The organism is Microcoleus sp. B4-C1, assembly GCF_036705285.1.
GTDB lineage: Bacteria > Cyanobacteriota > Cyanobacteriia > Cyanobacteriales > Microcoleaceae > Microcoleus.
Genome location: NZ_JAUBUC010000023.1, coordinates 67,113 through 89,278, shown reverse-complemented (window position 1 = coordinate 89,278; position 22,166 = coordinate 67,113). Strand labels below are relative to the sequence as shown.

Sequence of the window (22,166 nt, the reverse complement as noted above, 5' to 3'; positions counted from 1 at the left end):
CCGTCCAAAAAGGACGGGCGGGACGCCCATCCCACAATAACAATTAAAATTGTAAGTTATTTAATTCGCGATCCTTAGCTAACCAGACGGGAATCCCCATTCTTCCTAACATCTCAGTTAAATCTGACATCTTGCAGCAATATCAATAAGAGGATTTTTCGTGGGGTTGGGCGGGTTTAGAGAACCTATTTGCAAGCTTTAAGGCTGTTGGCGAACCCGCCCCTACGGCTAATTGAGAATGGTGCAAGATATCTGTTAAATGCGTTGCAGAATTCCTTCTTTTTATGGCAGCCAAAAATCGGGAATGAAAGTTTTAGTCATACTGCGAGTAAACTGATTAATCTTTCGCCCAATTTGAATGTGCGGTTCATCAGCTTCCACGGGAATAATTGTCGCTTTGTTTCCGATTCCGAAACGCGAAATTACCAAATTTGCCGCTTCCAAACCAGTAACATAAGCCTTTTCCTGCGACCAAGAACCGTGCCGGGTCACAACCCAATCGCCGCTCATAAATACATTATCATAACTTGTTACCGCTGGCAACAAATACTGATAGCTGCCAGGGGCAAAATGCGTCACAGCCCGCGACAGCCGAATCGCGCTGCTGTCAATTACTTTTGCCTCCCGAAAAGCCGGAATGCAAGTCGCTAAATCCCGCTGAACTAAGGAAACTATTTCCTCATCTTTTAGGGGAATTAATTGGTTTGCGTGATAAAAGTCAGCTTCGACAACTGTTCCCGGTTCGTCTCGAAATTCGTCGTGCAAAGCATTCAAATCAAAAAACGTCCAGCCTGTAGTTGAACTAAATCCAAAACAGGCATTAGAAGGCAGTGGAATGTCAATTTTTCGGTCAAACCACAGGCGAACAGCTAACACGTCAACTGCACCCAAATTCATCGCGTCCCGAAACTCTTGGCGGCTTTGCAAAGCTGGGCTGCTGCTGATAATTTTTTGCATTCCGGTGACGCCAACTGCAAAAATAACTGCATCTGCATCGAAGGTTTCTTCGCCGCAAACAACGCCTGTGGCTCGGTTGTTGCTGTCAACTCTTAAATCAGTAACTCGCTGCTTTGTCAATACTTTTGCACCGAGTTTTTCCAGGCGATCGACCCAGGGACGAAAGATTTTTTCTCCGACAGTTCCGCGACACCAAACTACATCAAAATCCGGTTGATGTGCTAAGATGAAATAATACAGCATTCCCAAAGCTGCGGCGGCAGAACATTGTTCTCCTGGTGCAAATAAACCTACTAATAACATCGGTTCAAAAGCATCGCGGTACAGTCTTGCAGAAACGCCAAACTGTTTGAATAGTTCGCGGGCTGTGACGCGATCGTACCTGCGCCAAGCTTCGTCGGAATTGTCGAAATCTAGGACGGCGTAGAGTAAGGGCAACGCTGAAAGCCGATCGACTAATGGCAGCCTTTTAAATCTGGTGTAAAGAAAGGTTCCTAACGGTGTGGGAAGGCGCGGTTCGTCCTGAAAAATTGGCGATTCTACTTCCAATCCCGCGGGTGAATACTGACAAGAACGAGTCCAAGGTGTGAAGGGATCGAGTCCTAATTCTTTGACTAGGGAAAAGATGTTTTTGTAGGGATACCAGAAGCCATGAATGCCTGCTTCTACGGAACGCCCGCCGGCGGTTTTCCACCCTGCAACTAAGCCACCCGGATAAGGGCCTGCTTCTAGCAGGGTGACATCATAGCCTTGCTGGGCTAGGTGATAGGTAGCGCCTAAACCGGCCCATCCTGCACCGACGACGACTATTTTGGGGGTTGACGATTCTCCTGACATTGCGTACCTCTTGATAATTTATTAATGATGACATAATTCATAAAATGCGGATTTGATATAAAATGTGTTGCATTATGTGCTAAATTTCGCTTGAGTAAATAATGAGTGTCAAAAACCGCCAGCAGACTAACCTGTTGCTGCTCTTATTTCCCGCTACGGCCTGGCTGATGGTTTTCTTCATTTGGCCCTTGCTAATTGTACTGTTGTACAGTTTCTTAGAACGCGGTACTTACGGCGGTGTTACTTGGATATTTACTCTCAGCAACTACCAGCGTTTGTTCAGTGGACTTTTCTTAGGAGTAATTGGGCGATCGCTCTGGCTGGCTTTTCTAACAACTGCCGCTTGCTTGTTAGTTGGCTATCCCCTAGCATTCTTCATCGCCACCCGTTCTCCTCGCTGGCGAAATGCTTTGCTTTTGCTGGTAATTATTCCATTTTGGACTAATTTTTTAGTGAGAACCTACGCCTGGATCATACTGCTGCGTAGCGAAGGAGTAGTTAACACAGCCCTGCAAAGCCTGCAAATTATTAGCGAACCGTTAAACTTGCTTTTTACGCCTTTCGCTGTGGCGATCGGTCTAATTTATGGCTATTTACCTTTCATGGTTCTGCCTTTATATTCTAGCATAGAACGCTTCAATTTTTCATTAGTAGAAGCCGCTCACGATTTAGGTGCAAATGATATTCGCACTTTTTGGCGCGTATTTTTACCATTGACAACTCGCGGTATTGTGGCAGGCTCTATTTTAGTTTTTGTTCCCGCTGTCGGCGCTTTCATCACACCGGATATATTAGGTGGTTCTAAAACAGTTATGGTGGGAAATTTGATTCAGAATCAGTTTATGAGAGCCCGCGATTGGCCTTTTGGTTCGGCGCTTTCTATGCTGTTAACGGTAATCATATTGATTCCGGTGTTAATTTACTTCCGCGTGTCTGATGAAACTTAAACAGGTAGATTGAGATTTACAGTTGGGTGGGGGCGGGTTTATGAGATTATTGGTCTTAGGCACAGATTGTCTGTAAAACCCGCCCCTACAGGCTAACCTATTTTTGACTAATGACTAAACTAGATTTACTCGTGCGGGCGATCGGCAAAAAGTGGCTTTGGGTACAAGCTGCACTAGCATTTGCCTTTCTTTACTTGCCAATTCTCATCTTAATTATTTACTCCTTTAACGCCTCCAGATTCAATGCCGTTTGGCGCGGTTTTACCCTCGATTGGTACCGCAGTTTGTTTAGCAATGCAGGCGCGACGATTGCTACGAGTAGCAGCGCCGGAATCTGGACAGCCCTTAACAACAGCTTGCTAATTGCAGCTATTTCGACGGTGTTAGCGACAATTTTTGGTACAATGCTCGCGTTAGCACTCGAACGCTTTCATTTTCCGGGGCGCAAAGCTGTAGAAGCTTTACTGTTTTTGCCGATTATCATGCCCGAAATTACGATCGGCATTTCGCTGCTAGTTTTCTTTACCCTAGTATTTCGGATCGTAGAAAATCTCACGGGAATTCGCCTGAATCTCGGCTTACCTACCGTAATTATAGGTCATGTTGTCTTTAATATTTCCTTTGTGACTATTACTGTCAGGGCGCGTTTGGCGGAACTAGATCCTCAATTAGAACAAGCAGCTTTTGACTTAGGCGCTAACGAATGGCGGGCTTTTTGGCGCATCACTCTCCCTCTGATTTGGCCCGCTATTTTCAGCGCGGCACTGCTGGCTTTTACTCTGTCGCTGGACGATTTTGTCGTGACATTTTTTACCACGGGCGTCGGTTCCATGACGCTACCATTATTTGTTTATGGCATGATAAAATTCTCAGTGACGCCAGCGATTAATGCCATTTCAACTTTGATGTTGTTGGCTTCTTTGTTGCTGGTTGTATCATCGTTAAAAGTTCAGAAAACTTAAAATAATTGCTTTCTGTGTCATAATTATTTTTGTCTGCAACTAACAAAACCTATGAAACGCCTGCTGACTTTCCTACTTTTATTTGTGATGAGTGCAACGGTGGCTTTCGGCTGTAGCCCCACAGGTGGCAACCAACAGCAAGTGCTCAGCATTTACAATTATGCAAGTTATATCGCCCCAGAAGCGATCGCCCAATTCGAGAAAGAGAACAATGTTAAAATTCAATACGACACTTTCGAGAACAGCGACGCACTCTATGCCAAACTCAAACAGGGAAACCCCGGTTACGACTTAATATTTCCTGCCGATTACATGGTGAAAATCATGATCGCGGAAAATCTAATTGAGCCGCTGAATTTAAACAATATTCCCAACCAAAAGAACCTAGAACCTAAGTTTATTAATCAAGCTTTTGATCCAGGCAACAAATATTCGCTGCCCTACCAGTGGGGAACTATGGGAATTGGCTACAACGTGAAAACAGTCCAGGGAGAAATTAATAGTTGGGGGGTGATGTTCGACCCTAAATATACCGGAAAAGTAGCGTGGCAAGACGATGCTAGATACACATTAGCAGGAGTTTTAATGTATTTAGGATTTGACCCAAATACAACCAATCCCGAAGAGATTAACAAAGCCCGCGATTTGCTGATTAAAAGTAACAATATCATTGCAGCTTTTGTCCCCGACACCGGGCAAAATATGCTAGATCAAGGAGAAGTAAATTTGACAATGGAATGGAGCGGTGATATTTTCCAAGTGATGACAGAAAATCCTAATCTCCGTTACGCTATTCCCAAAGAAGGAACAATCATTTTTTCGGACAACATGGCTATTCCCAAAGGTGCGCCCCAGAAAGAGTTAGCGGAGAAATTTATTAACTTTATTTTGCAGCCAGAAGTCGGCGCCCAAATTTCCAATTTTACCCACTTCGGATCGCCCAACAAAGCAGCAATTGATAAAGGTTTAATTGACCCGAACGATTTGAAAAATCCTCAAATTTACCCACCGGCTGAGGTGTTTGGCAAAATGAAATTATTGGAGGATGTCGGGAAAGCAACCGCATTGTACGATCGAGCTTGGACGGAAGTTAAAGCAGGGGCCGGAAAGTAGATATAAAACAGGTTTCTGCCGGGGCTGGTTTACTTAATTTTTTAGCTTGTTTTGGAGTTGCACCATTCTCAAGAACAGGCAAGATGCCTGTTCCACAAAGAATAAATTTCTTGTGGAACGGGCATCTTGCCCGTTCCTAAACCAGTAATTGAGAATGGTGCAAGATATCAGTTTAACCGGACTATAACTCAGCTTTTTATACTCACACATACTAACACAATGCACTCTGTCGAAGTTTTAGAAGTTTCCAAAGTATTTAAAAGTGCCCGCAGTAAAGATTTCTTAGCTGTAGATAACATCAACCTGCAAATTTACGATCGAGAATTCTTTTCTTTACTCGGCCCTTCCGGCTGTGGCAAAACTACAACTTTGCGAATGATTGCTGGTTTTGAAATTCCCACAGCCGGCGAAATTTACATTCACGGCCAACCGATGCAAAATCGCCCACCCTTTCACCGCCCAGTAAATACGGTATTTCAAAACTATGCTTTATTTCCGCACATGACAGTAGCACAAAATGTCGCTTTTGGGTTGGAAATGGAGAATTTGCCTCAGAAAAAAATTGGCGATCGCGTTGCTGAAGCCTTAGCATTAGTACAGTTAACCGAGGTAGGAAAACGCTATCCCCGCCAACTCTCAGGGGGACAGCAGCAGCGAGTAGCACTAGCAAGGGCATTAGTCAAACAGCCGTCTGTTTTGCTGTTGGATGAACCCCTAGGAGCGCTGGATTTGAAATTGCGTAAAGAGATGCAATTAGAATTAAAAAAAATGCAGCGAAAATTGGGAATTACGTTTATTTATGTAACTCACGATCAGGAAGAAGCGCTAACGATGTCGGACAGAATTGCAGTGATGGATGGAGGAAAACTGCAACAAGTCGGCACGCCAGTTGATATTTATGAATATCCTAAAACGCGGTTTGTTGCTGATTTTATTGGCGACAGCAATTTTTTAAGTGGTCGAGTAGTAGAAAAGCAAAACGGTAAAATAATAGTGTTGGTTGACCAGGAGTTGCCCGTGTTAGTTGCAACAGCCGAAGATATCCCCCCTGGGAAAGTTGTCACCCTGGTGTTGCGTCCAGAAAAAGCTGCTATTTATCCGGCTAATTATGACGATGAAAATAGCTGGCCGGGAATAGTAGAAGAGGCTATTTATATTGGCACTGACACGCGCTATACGGTGCGGTTGACTGCTAAAAGTTCGATCGCCCTTCGCCGACAAAACTTGCACAGAGATGACTTGCAGCGACACCAAGTCGGCGACAGCGTTCGAGTTGCCGTGCCGCCGGAAAGTATTTGCATTTGTTGACAGTCAAGCGGGCTGAAGCCACTGAGATTCTTTGGAAGATTAGACCTCTTGCAAAAATAGCTGGGACGGGCAAGATGCCCATCCCACAAAAAGTTTTTTTTCTTGTGGGATGGGCATCTTGCCCGTCCGAAAATTTGCTTAAAAGGACTTTTGCAAAAAGTCTATTGAGGAGCCGATTGAAGATGTACTTCCTTCCCGGTAGAAGATAATCTACTTCTTCCTTCTGCTTCCTCCTTCTTCCTTCGCGTTTTTCGCGTTTTCGCGGTTCAATAATATAGACAGTATTGGTGCTAAACTCGCGTTTGACTTTGCAAAATTTCCTCCAACAGTCGCTCTTGACTTTTCGCAGGTTCCTTGCAAGTTAAACACTCGCAAACTAACCCGATAATACCTTCAGGTAAATCAGCCTCAATCTGACAGACAGCAGTCGGATAATACTGGGAAATCAAGCCAGAAATTCGATCGCTAGACGTGCGAATCAGGGTAGAATGCTGATACCAGTCGATCGCCGAAAGTAGACTCGGACAAGCTTGCGGAGCATCTTGCACAATACTGCTGAAAGCTTGCAAACCTTGCTCCGCGCGATCGAGATATTCTAAATTCGGGCCCAACAGCGCGAGACGAACCAAAGAGGCGATCGCAATTCCATTCGCCGCCGGAGTTGCATTGTCTATATAGCTGCGTTCCCGCACCAACAAATCTCCGCTAGCATCCTTAGCAGTATTGTAATATCCTCCCAATTCCACGCTCCACAAAAACTCATCAAACTCTTCTTGCACCTGCCCAGCTTTCTCCAACCAAAACTGAGAATTCGGCAACTGTTTTGCCTCTTCCCCATTGCCTAAAGTCAAACTCGCTTGGTGCAAATCCAACAAAGCTTTCACAAACAAAGCATAATCTTCCGACTGCGCGGTAACAGCAGATTGTCCGTCATAATTCAAACGCTGAAACCGCCCATCCGTCCACTGATTGTCTAAAATAAAATTAGCCGCTTTCACAGCTAATTCCAGATATTCCAAATTTCCAAAAACCGCCGCAGCGCGGGCTAAACCCGAAATCATTAAGCTATTCCAAGCAGCAATCATTTTCGTGTCAGTAACTGCGGGAATTCTACCCGGCCAACTGTCGTTTTTAGCTTCTTGATTGTTGCGGGCTGGCGGAAAGGTTTTTACAGTATCGGGATGGCCACCGTAGCGAACAGCAAAGAGTTTAGCCAAAGCCGTTTCTACCGTGTCGCTCAGTTTTCCCGGATGGCGGCGCTGCAATACATTCTTGCCTTCAAAATTGCCGCTGCGACTAACAGTAAACTGTGCTTTAATTTCCGCCAATTCCTCAGCAGTTAATAGTTGTTCCAGTTCGGCATAAGTCCAGACATAAAATGCTCCTTCTTCCGGTTCTGACCCCCCCGTTGCCCCCCCTAGGTAAGGGGGGGTTGAATTTTCCGCCCCCCCTTGGTAAGGGGGGGTTGGGGGGGTAAAGCTGTCCGCATCCTGTGCAGCATAAAAATAGCCTGTTGGCGCAATCATTTCTCGCTTCAACCATTCTACTGTCCCCGCGATCGCACTTTCAAAAGCGGGTTCTTGTATTCCCGCGCTCCACAAATTTGCTAAATACTCAACAATTTGACCGTTGTCGTAGAGCATTTTTTCAAAGTGTGGCACAGTCCAAGTCGCATCAACCGTATAGCGGTGAAATCCGCCTCCTACGTGGTCATAAATGCCGCCCAATGCTAAGTCTAATCCGCGCTGAGTGCAGACTTGTTTGCTGTCGTATTTTGATTCAAAATTAAATCGCGTTCCCCGCAGTGCTAGCTCAGCATAAGGTATCATCGGAAAACTGGGGCCGGGGTTGCTGCCCGCAATAATTCCGGTGTTGAGTTCTAAGCCTTTTTGGAAGAGTTCGCGATTTAATTCGGCGGTTACTCCTGACAGCGCTGCCGTCTGTTGGAGGTTGCCTAAAATCTCTGCTTTGAAGGCTTCTACTTTGCCTTTTTCTGTGTCGTAAAAGCGGCGAATTGCTTGCAAAACTTCTAAAAATCCGGGGCGTCCGTAGCGCGGTTCTACGGGGAAATAAGTGCCTCCGTAGAAGGGAACTCGCTCGTCTGGAGTGAGAAAAACGTTGAGCGGCCAACCGCCTTGACCGGTCATCATTTGCAAGGTTTGCATATAAATGCTGTCGATATCCGGGCGTTCTTCGCGATCGACTTTTATCGGTATAAAATGCGAATTCATGTATTGGGCGATCGCGCGATCGGAAAATGCTTCCCCTTCCATCACCGTACACCAGTGGCAGCTAGAGTAGCCAATTGACAGGAAAATCGGTTTATTTTCGCTTCGGGCCGTTTCTAGGGCTTCGTCGCACCAAGGCCACCAGTCGATCGGATTTTCGGCGTGTTTCCGCAGGTAAAGGCTTTGGGATTGAGCAAGACGGTTCACCATAATCAAATATACTTTTACTCGTGCTGGGTAAGCTTGTCATACCAATTTTTTATGAGGCCCCGTAGAATCAGATCCCCCCTAGCCCCCCTTAATAAGGGGGGGACAAGATTCCGCTCAAAGTCCCCCTTCTTAAGGGGGATTTAGGGGGATCGAGATATGTGCAACTTCACATTAAATTGGTATCAGTCCTCTAGCAGTTTAGCGCGAGATGTTTTAGTTGAGTTGTTGCTGATCATTATGTTTTAATATTAAGGCTGATTATCTCGATCTAATATGAGCTTATCATCTCGGAGAACCTTCAATCAACAGCTAGGACAATTTTTGCTGAGTGCTGCTGTTCCTCCTGCTGTTATCAAACTGAGCCAAACTGAATCCTCGGATCAAGCTTTATTAGAAACTAATCTTAACAATTTCCTGGCTAAAGCAGACCCAGAAATAGAATTATTAGTCCCGACCTTTTTAGGTAACGACAAGCGTCGGTTCTACGGCAGAGGTGTTCCGAAAAGCTTGAAGTTAATCGACAAATTTCAACTCGGCAGCGGCCGCACTTTTCTGGGAAGGCGGTCTGTAGTTTGGAGCGGTGCCGGTTGGACAGGACAGCCGACAATTACCAGAGACGGGGGAAAAACTTATTTAATTATAGGTGCTTATGACCACAATTTGCGAAAAATAGATATTGCTACTAATAAAGAAGTTTGGCGCTATAAATTTGATGATGTAATCAAAGGTTCATCAACGATTTATATCGATCAAAAAGCTAGCGCCGAAAACAGAATTGTAATTTTGCAGGGAAGCCGCAGTGGCGGTGGTGGCAAAAGTATCGTGCCGAGTTTTAGGGCAATATCTTTTAGAACTGGCAAGGAACTTTGGAAATTAGACATCAGGAAAACGCCCAGCTACAGCCGGGATAATGACAGCAGCGCTTTGTACATCGGCGGTGGCGTTTTGTTCAATGCGGGGGAAAATGCGATCGGCTATTTTCTCGATAGTTCCACAAGCAGTGCAAAAATCAAAGAAGGCATCAAGCAGCCAAATATCTTGTCGGAGGTACAGCTTTATGCAGCAGCAGATATCAGCAAGCACGGCGGCAACTTGGTAGCGGAATCATCGCCATCAAGGCTCAAAGATAGAATATTTATAGCTGCTGGTTCCGGTCATATTTACGGTATTAGCATTGCAACTAAAAAGATTGTTTGGGATTTTTATACTGGTTCAGATTTGGATGGAAGTGCAGTAATTTCTAAATCAGGTAAACTGTTTTGTGCCATTGAAAAACAATACATTCAGGGCAACGGCGGAGTGCTGAAGCTGAATCCAAATAAAGAACCGAATGCCAGCGTCGAATGGTTTTTGCCGACGGGGAATCGCCGACTTTCTAGCTGGGAAGGCGGGATAATTGGCTCGGTGGCTTTGAATGATGAGTACAATCCAGGGGAGTTTCCGGCGCTGTTTGCCACAAATGCGCTCGACGGCAATTTGTACATCGGTTCCCAAGATATGATTACAGGTAAAAAAACTTTTGTGCCTTGGCGAAACCAGTCTTACGATACTCCGGTAATAGTATTTAAAAAAGCGATTGGTTCTTCAATTTCAACTCCGATTTTTACCGATGGCAATAAACTGATCAGTGCGGGATACAACGGTGTTTATTTGTTCAATTTGAATTGGGAACGAGCGAAGTCGGGGGATCAGAATGCTTTGAGAAATGCTAAAGGGGAGTTTTACCGTTTGAAAGTAATAGAATCGGGGAGATTTAAGCCGGGTTTGTCTTTTGAGGCGACGCCTGTAGTTTGGGACGGAATTGTGAGGATTTGCGCGAGGGATGGCTGGATGTATACTTTGGGTTAGTTATGGGTGTTTTGTACCTCTATCGGGAACAGGCTTTCCGGCCTGTTCCACAATAAGTAGACTCTTTTGTGGAACAGGCCGGAAAGCCTGTTATTAAAAGGGTGTTGAAATCCGCGACCTATTCCTACCTGCGGTTTAACTGCGGTTATATACATGAGAAAAATAATTTCCGAAATTATCGGCAACTCATGAAACTCAAATAAGCCAAGTTTACGGTTCAGAGGATGCTCAAGGTATTTTACAGCTTGCGATCGCCCGATCGCACAATGCTTCCCCTTCCATCACCCTAAACCAGTGGCAGCTAGAGTAGCGAATTGACAGAAGAAATCGGTTGATTTTCCCTCCAGGCCCTTTCTCAGGCTTCGTCGCACCAGACCAACCAGTCGATCGAATTTTCGGCGTGTTTCCGCTTTTGCTGGCTCAGCTTGTCATATTATGTCCGATCGATAACCCCTAATATGGTAGGGGATCCCCTCACCAACAATACCGGCCAATAATTGACAATCCCAAAAACCCGCCCCTTGTATCTTAAAAGAGTGAGACGGTAGACGCAGGGCTGTTTCATTCTCTTGTAGGGGCAATCCCCCCGTGGTTGCCCCAATCCCGTGGTTGCCCCAATCCCCCCGTGGTTGCCCCAATCCCCCCGTGGTTGCCCCAATCCCCCCGTGGCTGCCCCAATCCCGTGGTTGCCCCAATCCCGTGGCTGCCCCAATCCCACCAAAGGCCTAACAAATCCTGGATGGGTAGGCATTCTTGGCACGAACCCTACAAAAAGCTGGTTTTCCCTAGGGGCAATCCGACCCCTACTCCCCGTGGTTGCCCCGAAACAGCCCTGACGGTAGAGGTGTTCCGAAAAACAATGTCCCAGAAAGTCCAGTCGTCCCTTTAGTCTGCCAAAGTTCCGGCGTCACAGATAATAACGAGCACCGAAACCATTGGTCTCTAAATTGAGATGTTGCACCATGATCGATAAGCCTGTTTTGGGCGGCCTCTCCTGCCCACCCCCTACTCCCCACAAGAAAACTCATTCTTTGTGGAACGGGCCCCAAAGCCGGTTCTTGGTAATGGTGCAATATATAAGTCTAAATGGCGCTGGTTGCTGAATCCGAAAGCGAGAATCCACGCACCGAATATGATCCAAGATTTTGTCCTGAGTTATAGCCCACATTCCGCAGATTCCACTGTCATCATCGGTTTTTACCTGTTTTTACCCACCAATCAAGCTCTCACTTAAACTTTTCTACCGTACATTCACGGATAAAAAACTTTTTAAGGGCATACTTTAGAGCTTAAAAAGAGTTTTATCAGTAATTATGCTGTGTGACACCCCTGTTTAGGAAGGTGAGTTATAGCTTTTTAAAAGAGAGAGAAGTCAGGACTAAAATCCGGATGGCAGCACCCCTATTTTTTGATGCACGCCATAGGAAATAGCTAGCTAGAAGCCATCAATTTAGGCATTTTGCCTAAATCCAATCAGCTTATTCCCAATCTTCATCGAATCTTTATCAAACCTACTTGCATTAACTTGTGCTTTGCTTTAGATTGAATATGTGAAGGAAAAAAACCTGCTTCCAGTCAACATAAAAATAAAGGTGTCAGCCATGAAATTCCAATTAAACTTAGTCAAATCTATTTTAGCTGTTGCCGGTGTAGCTACTCTTAGTGCAGTATCCGCAGCACCTGCCTCTGCCTTCAGCTTTGGTAATATCGCTGGTGGCGATACGTATGGAGATGCTTTTTTTAAGGACTTTAGCTTTGATGTCACAGATGCTGGCTCAAATAACGTTCTCTTCAAGATTGCAAATAACACATCAGTAAACACCATGTTTATTGGTTCAGTTTTCTTTGACACAGGTTCTAATACCAATTTATTGAGCAACTTTGGCCTTAATGTTGGTAATATTGGCAGCCCGGTTAGTTTTGAAGATACTGGAGCTGCTAATTTGTCACAAAGTAACAACCTGACCCCTAGTTGGTCTACTGATTTTTCAGCTTCAAAAGTTGGTGGTCAGGGCGGTATCCACGCGGGTGAGGTTTTGGGATTGAGTTTTACGGGAAATTATAATAACGTAGTTTCCGCGTTGAATGCAGGTACTTTAAGATTAGGGTTGCACGTCCAAGGTATTGGTGCTAAGGGCGAGTATAGCGATGCTTTTGTCAGCAGCACTAGCAACACTGAAGCTACTCCTGAACCTTTAACAATGCTTGCTGCTGGAGCCGCTGTTGGGTTTGGTGCTATGTTCAAAAAGCAACGTGCTCAGGCTCAAAAAGCTGAATAGGCGATCGTTTGAACTAATTTTCGATTCTGGCTTGATGCCAAACTGATGATTTTATGTTCGAGCTAAAAACCTGGTTTCTTGGTGAAACCAGGTTTCTTAGTATCTGATAGCGCCGCACTCTGAAAACCCCGGACTTTTAAGGCGATATGAAACGCAGTTGTAGCGTTACCGCTGTTATTAAGAGTTACAGCATATTCCATGTAGATGTGGTACACACAAGAAGAGCGATCGCCTGCTGTTTTGTGCGGATACACCCGTCAATCTGTAAGTTTTATCGACCAATATTTCGCAGATCCGCACCCGGAGGATTAACACCACACAATATAGCTTTATAGTGTGCTTCATGAACATGGAAGAGGCTGTATTTTTAATTTTGATTGATTTACTCGCTTTTTAGTCTTTGCTTACAGGGGCCCAGTAAACAAGTGCTAGGCATCCAAGCAATCATTTCGAGTAACAGTCTTTTCACTAGGTGTCCTAATGCTGAGCTATGCGTTGCATCTGAGTTTCACCATTCATCAAATTCCAGAGTGTCTACTAACCTCATCTCAAAGATTAACGGCGATTAAAATCCTCCAAGTCCTTTCCGTAGAAGGGGTTCAAGCTACTGAGTTGTCCACATCCCCTACTATTTTTATGATATCATCTAAGAATAGTCTGGACTGTTTTTTAGTTCGGAGTCTAAAACCATCGATTTTCCGTTGGTACTTCGATTGCCGAATCGGCTGGAAACCCTTATTCTAGGGTTGGCAATCAAAAACAGTCCGCAGTATGGCTCTCATCGATCAACTAATAACTAATATCTAAAATGTTCAAGAGAAAAATTTTTTGGCTCATCATTATCGCCACAGCCTTAGTAACTCTGAATATGACACTCCTGTGGAAGCTGGACGATGTTGCTCATTTTTGGATGAGTATAGTTTTTTGGTTCGCTGTGGGTTCCCTGCTTTGGGACAACCAGGATATTCTCAAACAGCGTGAGATAAAAAGTGACCTATTATCGACAATAGCAGGGACGCTATTAATAGCTTTTATTTTATTTCAAAGTGCTGTGGTTTCCAGTAAATCCGAGCCTTTTTTAAGACTGGCACCTTTTTTGTCTGGTTTAGGTGTGAGCCTACTGGCGGTAGGTTTTCAGAACTTAAAACTATATTGGCGTGAATTGGTAATACTATTTTTTCATGGCACCCCCAGTGTCATTACGTTACCTTTAGTGGATTTTGTTACCTCGCTTACTGCTAAATTTGCTTATTATTCTTTGTGGTATGTCGGTTTTGATGTAACACGCGATGGTAATTATGTTGCTTTGCCGACAGGAAGGGTGTTGGTAAATGGGGGTTGTTCGGGTATAGAGGCAATGAATTACTTATTAGGTTTAGCTGTAATTTGTTTGGTGATGTTTCCTACTAAACAAAATAAGGCTTTGGTAATATGTGTCGCTGTCATTTTGGGTTTTATTATTAATGTTTTGCGAGTGGCGGGAATGGCATTGCTAGTTGCATCTTATCGCCTAGATTTGTTTAAATATTGGCATGAGGGTGAAGGTTCTTTAGTGGTGGGAATGATTGCGGTGATTTTGTTTGGGATATTTTATCAATTTATGTTGAAACGAGATAGCCAACTTAGTCACAGTTCGGGAAATTAATTAGTTGCCATTTGGGGAAATATATCGGTTCTTCGATTTCCCCTCCCATAGTCAGGAGTCTTGCTCACTCAAATGTCCGGGTGTTGAAATCCGCCAATGTCACTACCTATCGTTTAACTGCGTCTATATCTATGATAGAAATGATGTCAGGAATTATCGGAAACCTGTTATGGCAACCAATGAAAGTCAAATAAGTCAAGTTTACGGTTCAGAGGATGCTCAGGGTATTTTACAGCTTGCGATCGCACGCCGACAAGATGAAGGGGAATTATCCAGAGTGCAGCTTTTCGAGATTGCAGCGGAATTGGGCATTTCCGAACAGGATATTGTAGCGGCGGAACAGCAATGGTTAGCAACTAGAGGAGAAGTTCAAGAAAAGCTGGTTTTTAACTCTTACCGTCGTCGCAACTTGCAGAAAAATGTGACCAAGTACGGCATTATCAATACTTTTTTAGTTTTGTTTAATCTAGCAGGATCGCACGAGCTTTCTTGGTCACTGTTCATTTTACTAACGTGGGGATTGGGATTGTCGCTGAATGCTTGGAATGTTTATCAAACTGAAGGGGAAGATTACGAAAAAGCGTTTCAGCGGTGGCGGTTGAAGAAACAGGTGGGAGAGTCTATTGGTACTGCGACGAATAAGTTTATGAAGTGGTTGCAGTCGTGATTTGCTATGGTAAAAAATGCTATCGCGGTTTCTTTTACTTCACACTGGTGAAGTAATTCGGATTTTAACTCGTTATATCAATTCCGGTTACACCGGAATGATTGTTGACTGTTGACTGTTGACTGTTGACTGTAGAAGGAGGGGTCGAAAAACTGAATATTTGAGTGTTAACTGTTGACTCGATTTTATGATTCCGATGCAACCGGAAACAATATTACTGGAAAGAGTAATTGTTAAGGTTTTTTCTTGAACCTCTCCCCAAGAGCGATCGCCCTTTATTGAGTTACACAATGAAGGACACTGCAATGCCGTGTCCCTACAAATCTCCCTCTTTTAGTCCCTCCCGGCAGTCGATCGCATTCTCTGGGCCCGAAAAACCTAACTTTCCTGGGGCAACTTTTCCTTAGCAGCATCTTCAACCACAGGATGAATTAAAGCCGATCGCAAACCTTGCCGAATTTCCGAATTCAAATATCTGCGTTGCAAAACCTGCCATTTTTGCCAAGCTGCATAGCGATTTTCGACCAACAAACCAGCCAATTTCGGTAACTCTTTTTTCAGATCGCGATCGACAAAATCTGTCAGAAACTCGCCTAAAACTTCACTGTCTTGAATATCGCCCAAACATTCCTGAATAGCTTTCACATCTTCGACATAAACTTCGTAAGTCTCGCTGTAAAAATCCCCAAACAGATTCATCAAATAGCGAACCCGCTTAGCTTGCTTCCGCAAATCGTGCAGAATAGTTCCCTCGGCTGCTAACTTCTCTTCGACAGCCTCAGCATTCAAATCCTTAGCAACTTTAACTTTGCCATCTTCATATTCTGTACCCAACAGCCAAGCCGGATGGAGAAAAAACTCGCTGACTTGAGGTAACAGTAAATCTGGCAAAACCTCAGCAATTGGCAAATGTTCGATCGCCTGAAACTTCGGTTTTTCCAGCCAATCCTCGATCGACTGCTTCAGCGATTCGTAGCTTTTGTGCTCTAAAATCGCCCTCACCCCTTTCAAAGCCCGGTGGCGCTGTTTGAGCAAATTCAACAAAGCCTTATCCAAAACTTCCTGTTCCTCAGTCGGCAAATTCGGGTAATAGCGGTTTTGGAGACTTTCGAGCATCACATCCAAATCCCTGAGAGTTCCCAGAATCCGCCCCACCTTACCAATTTTACGTTCAGAAGCCTCTTTTGGCCAATCTAAAACCGGAGCAAAACCAGTCACAGCCGATCGCAAACGTCTCAATCCCACGCGCATTTGATGAAGTTCTTCGGCGTCTTGGTCTTTGAGAACTCCAGCCTCGTGCGCTACAGTTTTGCGGAAATATTTCTCAATCGCCCCAGATGCAGCGTCTCCGAGAGTTTTAACTTTTGCTGATGTTTTTACGTTCATGGCAGGTGTAGATTCCAGATCCCCGATCGACTTTAATTTGGATTTCAAGGCTTTGCTAGTAAAGGGTTTACATCCTAGCACACAACCCCAATTTATGACTGGCTTCCATACATGAATCTTAATATAAGGTGCTTGACAGTTTATACAAAGTCAGCATTTAGCAATCTAAAATCTGCAATCTAAAATCTGCAATCTAAAATCTGCAATCTAAAATCTGCAATCTAAAATCTGCAATCTAAAATCTAAAATCTAAAATCTGCAATCTAAAATCTAAAATCTAAAATCTAAAATAGAATTACCCTCCCTCACCCTTGAGCTCATAAAAATCGGATTTCTGGCGCGCTTTCCCAAATAAGGTTAAGATCGCTGCAAACCGATGTTTATTCGCCAAAGGGTGAGAGAGGGTGCGATCGGGAGGACAAGTTTTAAATTAAATTAAACCCGCCCAGGTTGCCCGACTTCAAAGAGGCAGTTTAGCCTTTCCAGTCTTTCTCAGATTGCGAGAGCACGTAGGTTGCTACATCCTCGATTTGTTCGGGCTTCAAGCGGCCAGCGAAAGCAGGCATAGCATTTTTGCCCTTAGTTACCTGAGTGGTAATAGCTTCCAGAGAATTCATGCCGTACTTCTCAAGAGCTTCCTTTTTCAAGGTTTTCATTGCCATAACCACGTTGCCACCACCGATGTGACAAGCTGCACAGTTCGAGCTAAAGATTTTAGCTCCGTTAGCGGCATCTCCTGCCAAAGCAGGGCGGCCAAAGCCGACGGTAAAAATTGCGATCGCTAACAGGGCGATCGATAAGAGTCTTTTCAACGCAGTTCTCCTCTAATGGACACGCAAAGGGTGATTCTTTAGATATTTTACCTGTTAAAACAGGCGCGATCGCACACTCGTATCGCCTTCTTCCGAGTAATTTACCACTTTTTGGTAGTGGCAGTTCAACTCTCAAAATTCTCCACGCCCCAGCCCGGAGCTTTCTGAGCAGCCCGGATCACAAAAGCCGCTAAATTTTCAATCTCAGCCTGTGGCATCCAGCTTTCCGGCACTTGGCGGCACCAAAAAGTCTCCTCAGTACCGTCATAAGTCATCGGTTCTCTCAGATACGCCACCAAACTATTGATGTTGTTCCGAGGAGGCGTTGCCCCTTTGAGGTCAGCCAAAGACAGAGATATCGTCGGATCAGGCAAATTAGCTCCTCCGACGTGACAATTCAGGCAATTTTGCTCGAACAATACCTTGCCCGCAGACAAATCCTGAGCCGAAAACAAGCGAGTATGTCCCTCAGAGTCCAACTCCAGAGCCACAGGTTCGCTGGCTTGTAAATACCTATTCACGTAAGAATCGGCAGCAGCCAAAACAGGTTGAGGAGCCAACAGCACGATCGGCAAAATAATTAACATCCCCAACAGAAAGCAGACAAAAGCACCACGACGCAGCATGAGGGACTACAACCTTTTGCGATAATCAATGAGCCGGAGGTAAATTTTAGATTTCAGATTTTAGAGCGAAAAACGACCAGCCAGCAATTCTTGCCGAACTTCAGCCCTCTCCCAATCCAAAATCCAAAATCTAAAATCTAAAATCTAAAATCGATTAGCGAGCGCCTTTGCCACCAGCCCACTGCTTGGAGACAATTTTTGGCTGCAACAGAATGTGACCGGCAATCGCGTACAAATCGTCATCCGAGAGATTTCTCATCTCAGCGAAAATATCCGCACTCTTCATGCTCGGATGCAGTTCCGAAATTTCCTCAAACCCGTCATAAGTGGTGGGATTTTTCATAAAGTCCACCAGCGACTCAATATTATTCCGGGGCGGGTTGGCCAAAGCCAGAGTTTCCGGGCTCAAATTCACGTTCGGGTCAGTTTTTGTCATGCCCGCAGCGTGACATTGAGCGCAAGCCGAATTGAACAGGCGTTTGCCTTGCTGAACTTGTTTGAGGCTCAGCACCACTGGAGCACCCTTGTCATTCAAAGTCACAGTGCGAAGTTCAGGACTCAGTTCGACAGCCATCGCACTGCTGACAAATAACTGAAAGCTCAAGAATACAGCGGTCAGAGCAATGAAATATCTTTTAAGCATGGTTCTCCTTAAAAAAATCCGGCAAATTATTGAACGCTAAGAGAGTATAGCTGGCAAACAGATTTCTGTTCAAAATTCCCTCTTTCTGCAACAACTGGCGAAATTTGGTGCAGCCATACCTTTAAAGGTAGAGGAATTTTGCGATCTAATCTGCAAGAAGTTTTGAGTCGCGCCTTTTTTCGAGAGTGGACATAATTGCCTTAACATCCTCCAAAGCCAAACGGGTTTGAGGGTGCTTGTAGGCAATTTCCAACTCATCGCACAAGCGGATCACCTCTTCAACAGGGACGTTGAAGTCCTCTGCTATTTCTGCGATGGACAGGTCTGCAAAACCCATAATTTTTAGGTCGCTGACAGGTCAAAATTGAGTTGACGGCTATTAACTGAAAGCCGGACAATTGTAGAAAGCGCTGTTAGCTTGTTCTGTTAGTTTGTTCTGAGATTTTGTTCGATCGCAAGCTAACTAACCGCTAACTGCGACTAGGCATTTTTGCCCAGCCTAACTTCAGGGCCAATCAACTTCCGATCAATATCATCCCACTGCTGGGTCGTTATTACCAAGAGGACTTGCGCGCGCGGGACTCAAAACCCGGTGTCTGGGTCAATGTCTGGCTACCAAACTCAATATTTTTCCTCGAAACCGGGTTTTGAGCCATTCCTCATACCAATTTAATGTGAAGTTGCACATATCTCGATCCCCCTAAATCCCCCTTCTTAAGGGGGACGAAAGATCGGAATCTTGTCCCACCCCCTACTCCCCTTATTAAGGGGAGTAGGGGTTGAGTAGGGGGCAAGCTAAGGGGGGATCGGATTCTACGGGGCCTCGTAAAAAATTGGTATCAGAAATTTTTCGTCTCTCCCCCGCACTCACCAACAGACAATCATCCGGGGCAGCAGCTTAGGGAGAAAGTTTGAAAGCGTGAGTCTGCGCGGGCAAAGCGTGACTGTCGCTGGCTTCGAGGGCGGGGAATTCCGAGTCTGCCAAGAAAGGCTGGGGCTGGTGGAGGCTGATGAGCTGACCGAGTGTTTTCTTTAATTGAGTCCGGGGTACAATCAAGTCTACAAAACCGTGGGCGAAGGAGTATTCGGAAGTTTGATAATTTTCCGGCAGCTTTTCCCGCAGAGTTTGTTCGATTACCCGGCCGCCCGTAAAGGCCACAGTAGCTTTTGGCTCTGCAATTATAATGTCTCCCAGCATGGCAAAACTGGCGGTGACGCCACCGGTGGTCGGGTGGGTCAAAATCGGGATGTAAAGCAGTCTCGCTTCCCGGTGGCGTTCCAGAGCCCCGGAAATCTTAGCCATTTGCATCAAGCTGAGCATTCCTTCTTGCATTCTTGCACCACCGGAAGCGCAGACAATGATCACGGACAAGCGTTCCCGCGTGGCGTGTTCGATGAGGCGAGTTAGCTTTTCTCCCACAACTGATCCCATGCTGCCGCCGATGAACTGAAATTCCATGACTCCGAGGGCGACTGGCAAATTTTCTAGTTTGCCGAGGCCTGTTTCTACGGCGTCTAGGTGGCCTGTTTTTTCTTGAAATTCTCGAAGTCGATCGCTATATTTTTTGCGATCGCGAAATTTCAGAGGATCTGTGGCGTGCAGTCCTTCGTTAAGGGGCACCCAGGTATTGGGATCGATCAACTGCTCGATGCGATCGTCACTGTAAACTCTGATATGATGCCCGCATTCCAAGCAAACCATTTGATTTGCTCGCAGGTCTTTGGTATAACTCAGGGCACCGCAAGCTTCGCATTTATTCCAAAGTCCGTCCGCAATTTCTCGTTCCGGCCGTTCTTGGGAGTTCGGTACTGATTTTCGTCGATTTGCAAACCAATCAAATAGAGACATTAAAACTTGGTAATTGTTAACTGTTGACTGTTGACTGTTGACTGTTGACTGTTGACTGTTGTTATTTGTGAGTTGTTAGCTGCTACCAATAACTAATAACTAATAACTAATAACCAATAACCAATAACAACTGACAATAAACAACAGACTTGACTACTGACTATTGTCCTCTTCAATGGGACTGATGAGGAGCGATGCTGTGAGCTGGTGTTCTGGAAGAACTTGCAGGGCTGTAGCACTTCCAGCCCCCAAATAAGATGCTATGCCCAAGTCTACAATCCGGGCTGGGATTTCATGAGCAGCTAGGAGCTGCTGCATTAATTCCGCTTCCCAACGAAAGCTAGTAGTTGTAAGTGTAATCCAAGACACGGAACAATTTTACCAATTTTTGAGACAATGTTATGTTCGATCGCGCCTGACTACCTGCCGATCAGAAACTAAAATTCGGGAAAAACAACTGCAAGTAAGTAGATAAGATCGCTTCGCCCCACAGAGCAGTAATTGCTGTACCGAGAGCCAGAAACGGGCCGAAAGGCATGGGTTGACGCCGATCGAGCCAGCCGAGGGCGATCGCCCCGCCACCAACAAAAGCCCCGGCGACACAGGCAATAAATCCCGCTAGCAGCAAGTATTTCCACCCCAGCCAAGCTCCCATCAAGGCGGCCAATTTGGTATCTCCGGCGCCCATAGCATTCTGCCCCAGCCCGATCGTCCCGGCAAGTCCGATCGCGTCAAACAGCCACAACCCGAAAACTGCTCCGGCGATGCCATCGAGTACCAGATAGTGTATCGAGTCGATCGGACTAAATGTCGGCCACCAACCTTTCGCCACCTGGAAAACCAATCCGAGCACCAAACCTGATCGAGTTAAAGAATTAGGCAAAGTCATTGTATCGCAATCAATCAAAGACAAAGCCAACAGCCAGCTAAACAAAGCCCAAAAACCAAGAGTTTGCACTGTTACGCCAAACCGCCAAAAGATTAGCAAAAACAGCAAACCCGTAGCTGCTTCCACCAGTGGATAGCGGACAGAAATCCGACTGCGGCAGTGATTGCAGCGTCCCCGCAGCCACAGCCAACCGAAAACGGGTATATTTTCGTAAGTTCTGAGTTGATTTAAACATTTGGGACAGCGAGAAGGAGGGTTGATCACCGACAAACCCGCAGGCAACCGATAGACTACCACATTTAGAAAGCTGCCAATAGCCGATCCGACAATAAAGACGATCGCCATGACAAGGCAATTAAAGATTATTTCCATTAAGTTGACTGTTGACTGTTCACTGTTGACTGGGGTTATGTATCACTTGTTACTTCTCAATAGTTAGTTCTCAGTTGTTAGAGCTTGTACGGTCAATTACCCATCATAAAAGGTATTAATAGTCAAGAATGCAAGTTTTCATAAAATCCTGAAAACATGGCTCTTCACTAGAAACCTATTTTAGTGCGAGCGTTCGAGCGGACATAATATTAGTGACTAATTACCAATTCCCCATGCCCAATGCTTAATTATCAATTACCAATTACCACCAATGACCAATTAGCAATTAATACATTTGAGATTCAATTTCCTCAAAAGTAACAAAACGTTCACCGGGCAATAAAATCGGCTGCGAAGCAAAAATTACCTGACCTCGATCGCTTCCTTGACTGACAACTACACCCGCCGGACGCTGCATCTGCTCGGAATGCACTTTCAGATACATACCATAGGCCGATCGAGCAGCTCGGATCAAATCGGGAGCTAGCAAGCTGTGACGTTCGGAAGTTTCTCTAGTGGGTTGTGGGTTTGGCTGGTATGGAGTCACTGGAAACTTATCATAATGGTATAGGTCGAGTTACTGGTGTA

19 protein-coding genes are annotated in these 22,166 nt (G+C 45.2%); 8 read left to right on the top strand and 11 right to left on the bottom strand.

Going from position 1 to position 22,166, the window contains the following annotated elements:
• Window positions 1–282 precede the first annotated feature (282 nt).
• A complete protein-coding gene (locus QUB26_RS12090) occupies window positions 283–1,794 on the bottom strand; it encodes an FAD-dependent oxidoreductase (RefSeq protein ID WP_333240268.1) in 1,512 nt (503 codons plus the stop codon).
• Between the two features lie 101 nt (window positions 1,795–1,895).
• On the opposite strand from QUB26_RS12090, the gene QUB26_RS12085 reads away from it, so the two are divergent.
• The 4 genes from QUB26_RS12085 to QUB26_RS12070 all read left to right on the top strand — a co-directional run bounded on the left by QUB26_RS12085 (window position 1,896) and on the right by QUB26_RS12070 (window position 6,124).
• Window positions 1,896–2,741 (top strand): ABC transporter permease, encoded by an 846-nt coding sequence (locus QUB26_RS12085; protein WP_333240270.1) that lies wholly within the window; start codon window positions 1,896–1,898, stop codon window positions 2,739–2,741.
• A 110-nt stretch (window positions 2,742–2,851) separates the two neighbouring features.
• A complete protein-coding gene (locus QUB26_RS12080; protein ID WP_333240272.1) occupies window positions 2,852–3,703 on the top strand; it encodes an ABC transporter permease in 852 nt (283 codons plus the stop codon).
• Between the two features lie 51 nt (window positions 3,704–3,754).
• Window positions 3,755–4,816, top strand: coding sequence for a spermidine/putrescine ABC transporter substrate-binding protein (locus tag QUB26_RS12075; protein ID WP_333240274.1), 1,062 nt, complete (start codon window positions 3,755–3,757; stop codon window positions 4,814–4,816).
• 219 nt (window positions 4,817–5,035) lie between these two features.
• A complete protein-coding gene (locus QUB26_RS12070; protein ID WP_333240276.1) occupies window positions 5,036–6,124 on the top strand; it encodes an ABC transporter ATP-binding protein in 1,089 nt (362 codons plus the stop codon).
• A 290-nt stretch (window positions 6,125–6,414) separates the two neighbouring features.
• Here QUB26_RS12070 and QUB26_RS12065 read toward each other — a convergent pair whose 3' ends face one another.
• Window positions 6,415–8,562, bottom strand: a complete 2,148-nt coding sequence (locus tag QUB26_RS12065; protein ID WP_333240278.1) for a thioredoxin domain-containing protein — start codon at window positions 8,560–8,562, stop codon at window positions 6,415–6,417.
• 273 nt (window positions 8,563–8,835) lie between these two features.
• Between QUB26_RS12065 and QUB26_RS12060 the strand changes: the two genes are divergently transcribed.
• From QUB26_RS12060 to QUB26_RS12045, 4 genes are all read left to right on the top strand, one after another.
• Window positions 8,836–10,410, top strand: a complete 1,575-nt coding sequence (locus tag QUB26_RS12060; protein ID WP_333240280.1) for an outer membrane protein assembly factor BamB family protein — start codon at window positions 8,836–8,838, stop codon at window positions 10,408–10,410.
• 1,601 nt (window positions 10,411–12,011) lie between these two features.
• Window positions 12,012–12,689 carry a PEP-CTERM sorting domain-containing protein gene (locus tag QUB26_RS12055; protein ID WP_333318158.1) on the top strand — a complete coding sequence of 226 codons (678 nt, stop codon included), beginning with the start codon at window positions 12,012–12,014 and terminating at the stop codon, window positions 12,687–12,689.
• An 808-nt stretch (window positions 12,690–13,497) separates the two neighbouring features.
• Window positions 13,498–14,334 carry a cyanoexosortase A gene (gene crtA, locus QUB26_RS12050; protein WP_333058453.1) on the top strand — a complete coding sequence of 279 codons (837 nt, stop codon included), beginning with the start codon at window positions 13,498–13,500 and terminating at the stop codon, window positions 14,332–14,334.
• Between the two features lie 169 nt (window positions 14,335–14,503).
• Window positions 14,504–15,001, top strand: a complete 498-nt coding sequence (locus QUB26_RS12045) for a 2TM domain-containing protein (RefSeq protein ID WP_333318156.1) — start codon at window positions 14,504–14,506, stop codon at window positions 14,999–15,001.
• A 378-nt stretch (window positions 15,002–15,379) separates the two neighbouring features.
• On the opposite strand, the gene QUB26_RS12040 is transcribed toward QUB26_RS12045, so the two are convergent.
• The 9 genes from QUB26_RS12040 to QUB26_RS12000 form a co-directional block, all read right to left on the bottom strand.
• Window positions 15,380–16,387 carry a CHAD domain-containing protein gene (locus QUB26_RS12040; protein ID WP_333318154.1) on the bottom strand — a complete coding sequence of 336 codons (1,008 nt, stop codon included), beginning with the start codon at window positions 16,385–16,387 and terminating at the stop codon, window positions 15,380–15,382.
• 473 nt (window positions 16,388–16,860) lie between these two features.
• Window positions 16,861–17,199 (bottom strand): cytochrome c6 PetJ, encoded by a 339-nt coding sequence (gene petJ, locus QUB26_RS12035; protein ID WP_333216837.1) that lies wholly within the window; start codon window positions 17,197–17,199, stop codon window positions 16,861–16,863.
• A gap of 125 nt (window positions 17,200–17,324) precedes the next feature.
• Complete coding sequence (gene psbV2 / locus QUB26_RS12030; protein WP_333170586.1) at window positions 17,325–17,825, bottom strand: photosystem II cytochrome PsbV2; 501 nt, start codon at window positions 17,823–17,825, stop codon at window positions 17,325–17,327.
• A 154-nt stretch (window positions 17,826–17,979) separates the two neighbouring features.
• A complete protein-coding gene (gene psbV, locus QUB26_RS12025) occupies window positions 17,980–18,468 on the bottom strand; it encodes a photosystem II cytochrome c-550 (RefSeq protein WP_333035576.1) in 489 nt (162 codons plus the stop codon).
• Window positions 18,469–18,613: 145 nt separating this feature from the next.
• Complete coding sequence (locus QUB26_RS12020; protein WP_333058460.1) at window positions 18,614–18,805, bottom strand: translation initiation factor IF-2; 192 nt, start codon at window positions 18,803–18,805, stop codon at window positions 18,614–18,616.
• Between the two features lie 561 nt (window positions 18,806–19,366).
• Window positions 19,367–20,317, bottom strand: coding sequence for an acetyl-CoA carboxylase, carboxyltransferase subunit beta (gene accD / locus QUB26_RS12015; protein WP_333318152.1), 951 nt, complete (start codon window positions 20,315–20,317; stop codon window positions 19,367–19,369).
• Window positions 20,318–20,470: 153 nt separating this feature from the next.
• Window positions 20,471–20,686, bottom strand: a complete 216-nt coding sequence (locus QUB26_RS12010) for a hypothetical protein (protein WP_333318147.1) — start codon at window positions 20,684–20,686, stop codon at window positions 20,471–20,473.
• Window positions 20,687–20,747: 61 nt separating this feature from the next.
• Entirely contained in the window at window positions 20,748–21,578 is an 831-nt protein-coding gene (locus QUB26_RS12005) for a prepilin peptidase (protein WP_333318146.1), read from the bottom strand.
• Window positions 21,579–21,864: 286 nt separating this feature from the next.
• Window positions 21,865–22,125, bottom strand: coding sequence for a hypothetical protein (locus QUB26_RS12000; protein WP_333058467.1), 261 nt, complete (start codon window positions 22,123–22,125; stop codon window positions 21,865–21,867).
• Between the last annotated feature and the right edge of the window lie 41 nt (window positions 22,126–22,166).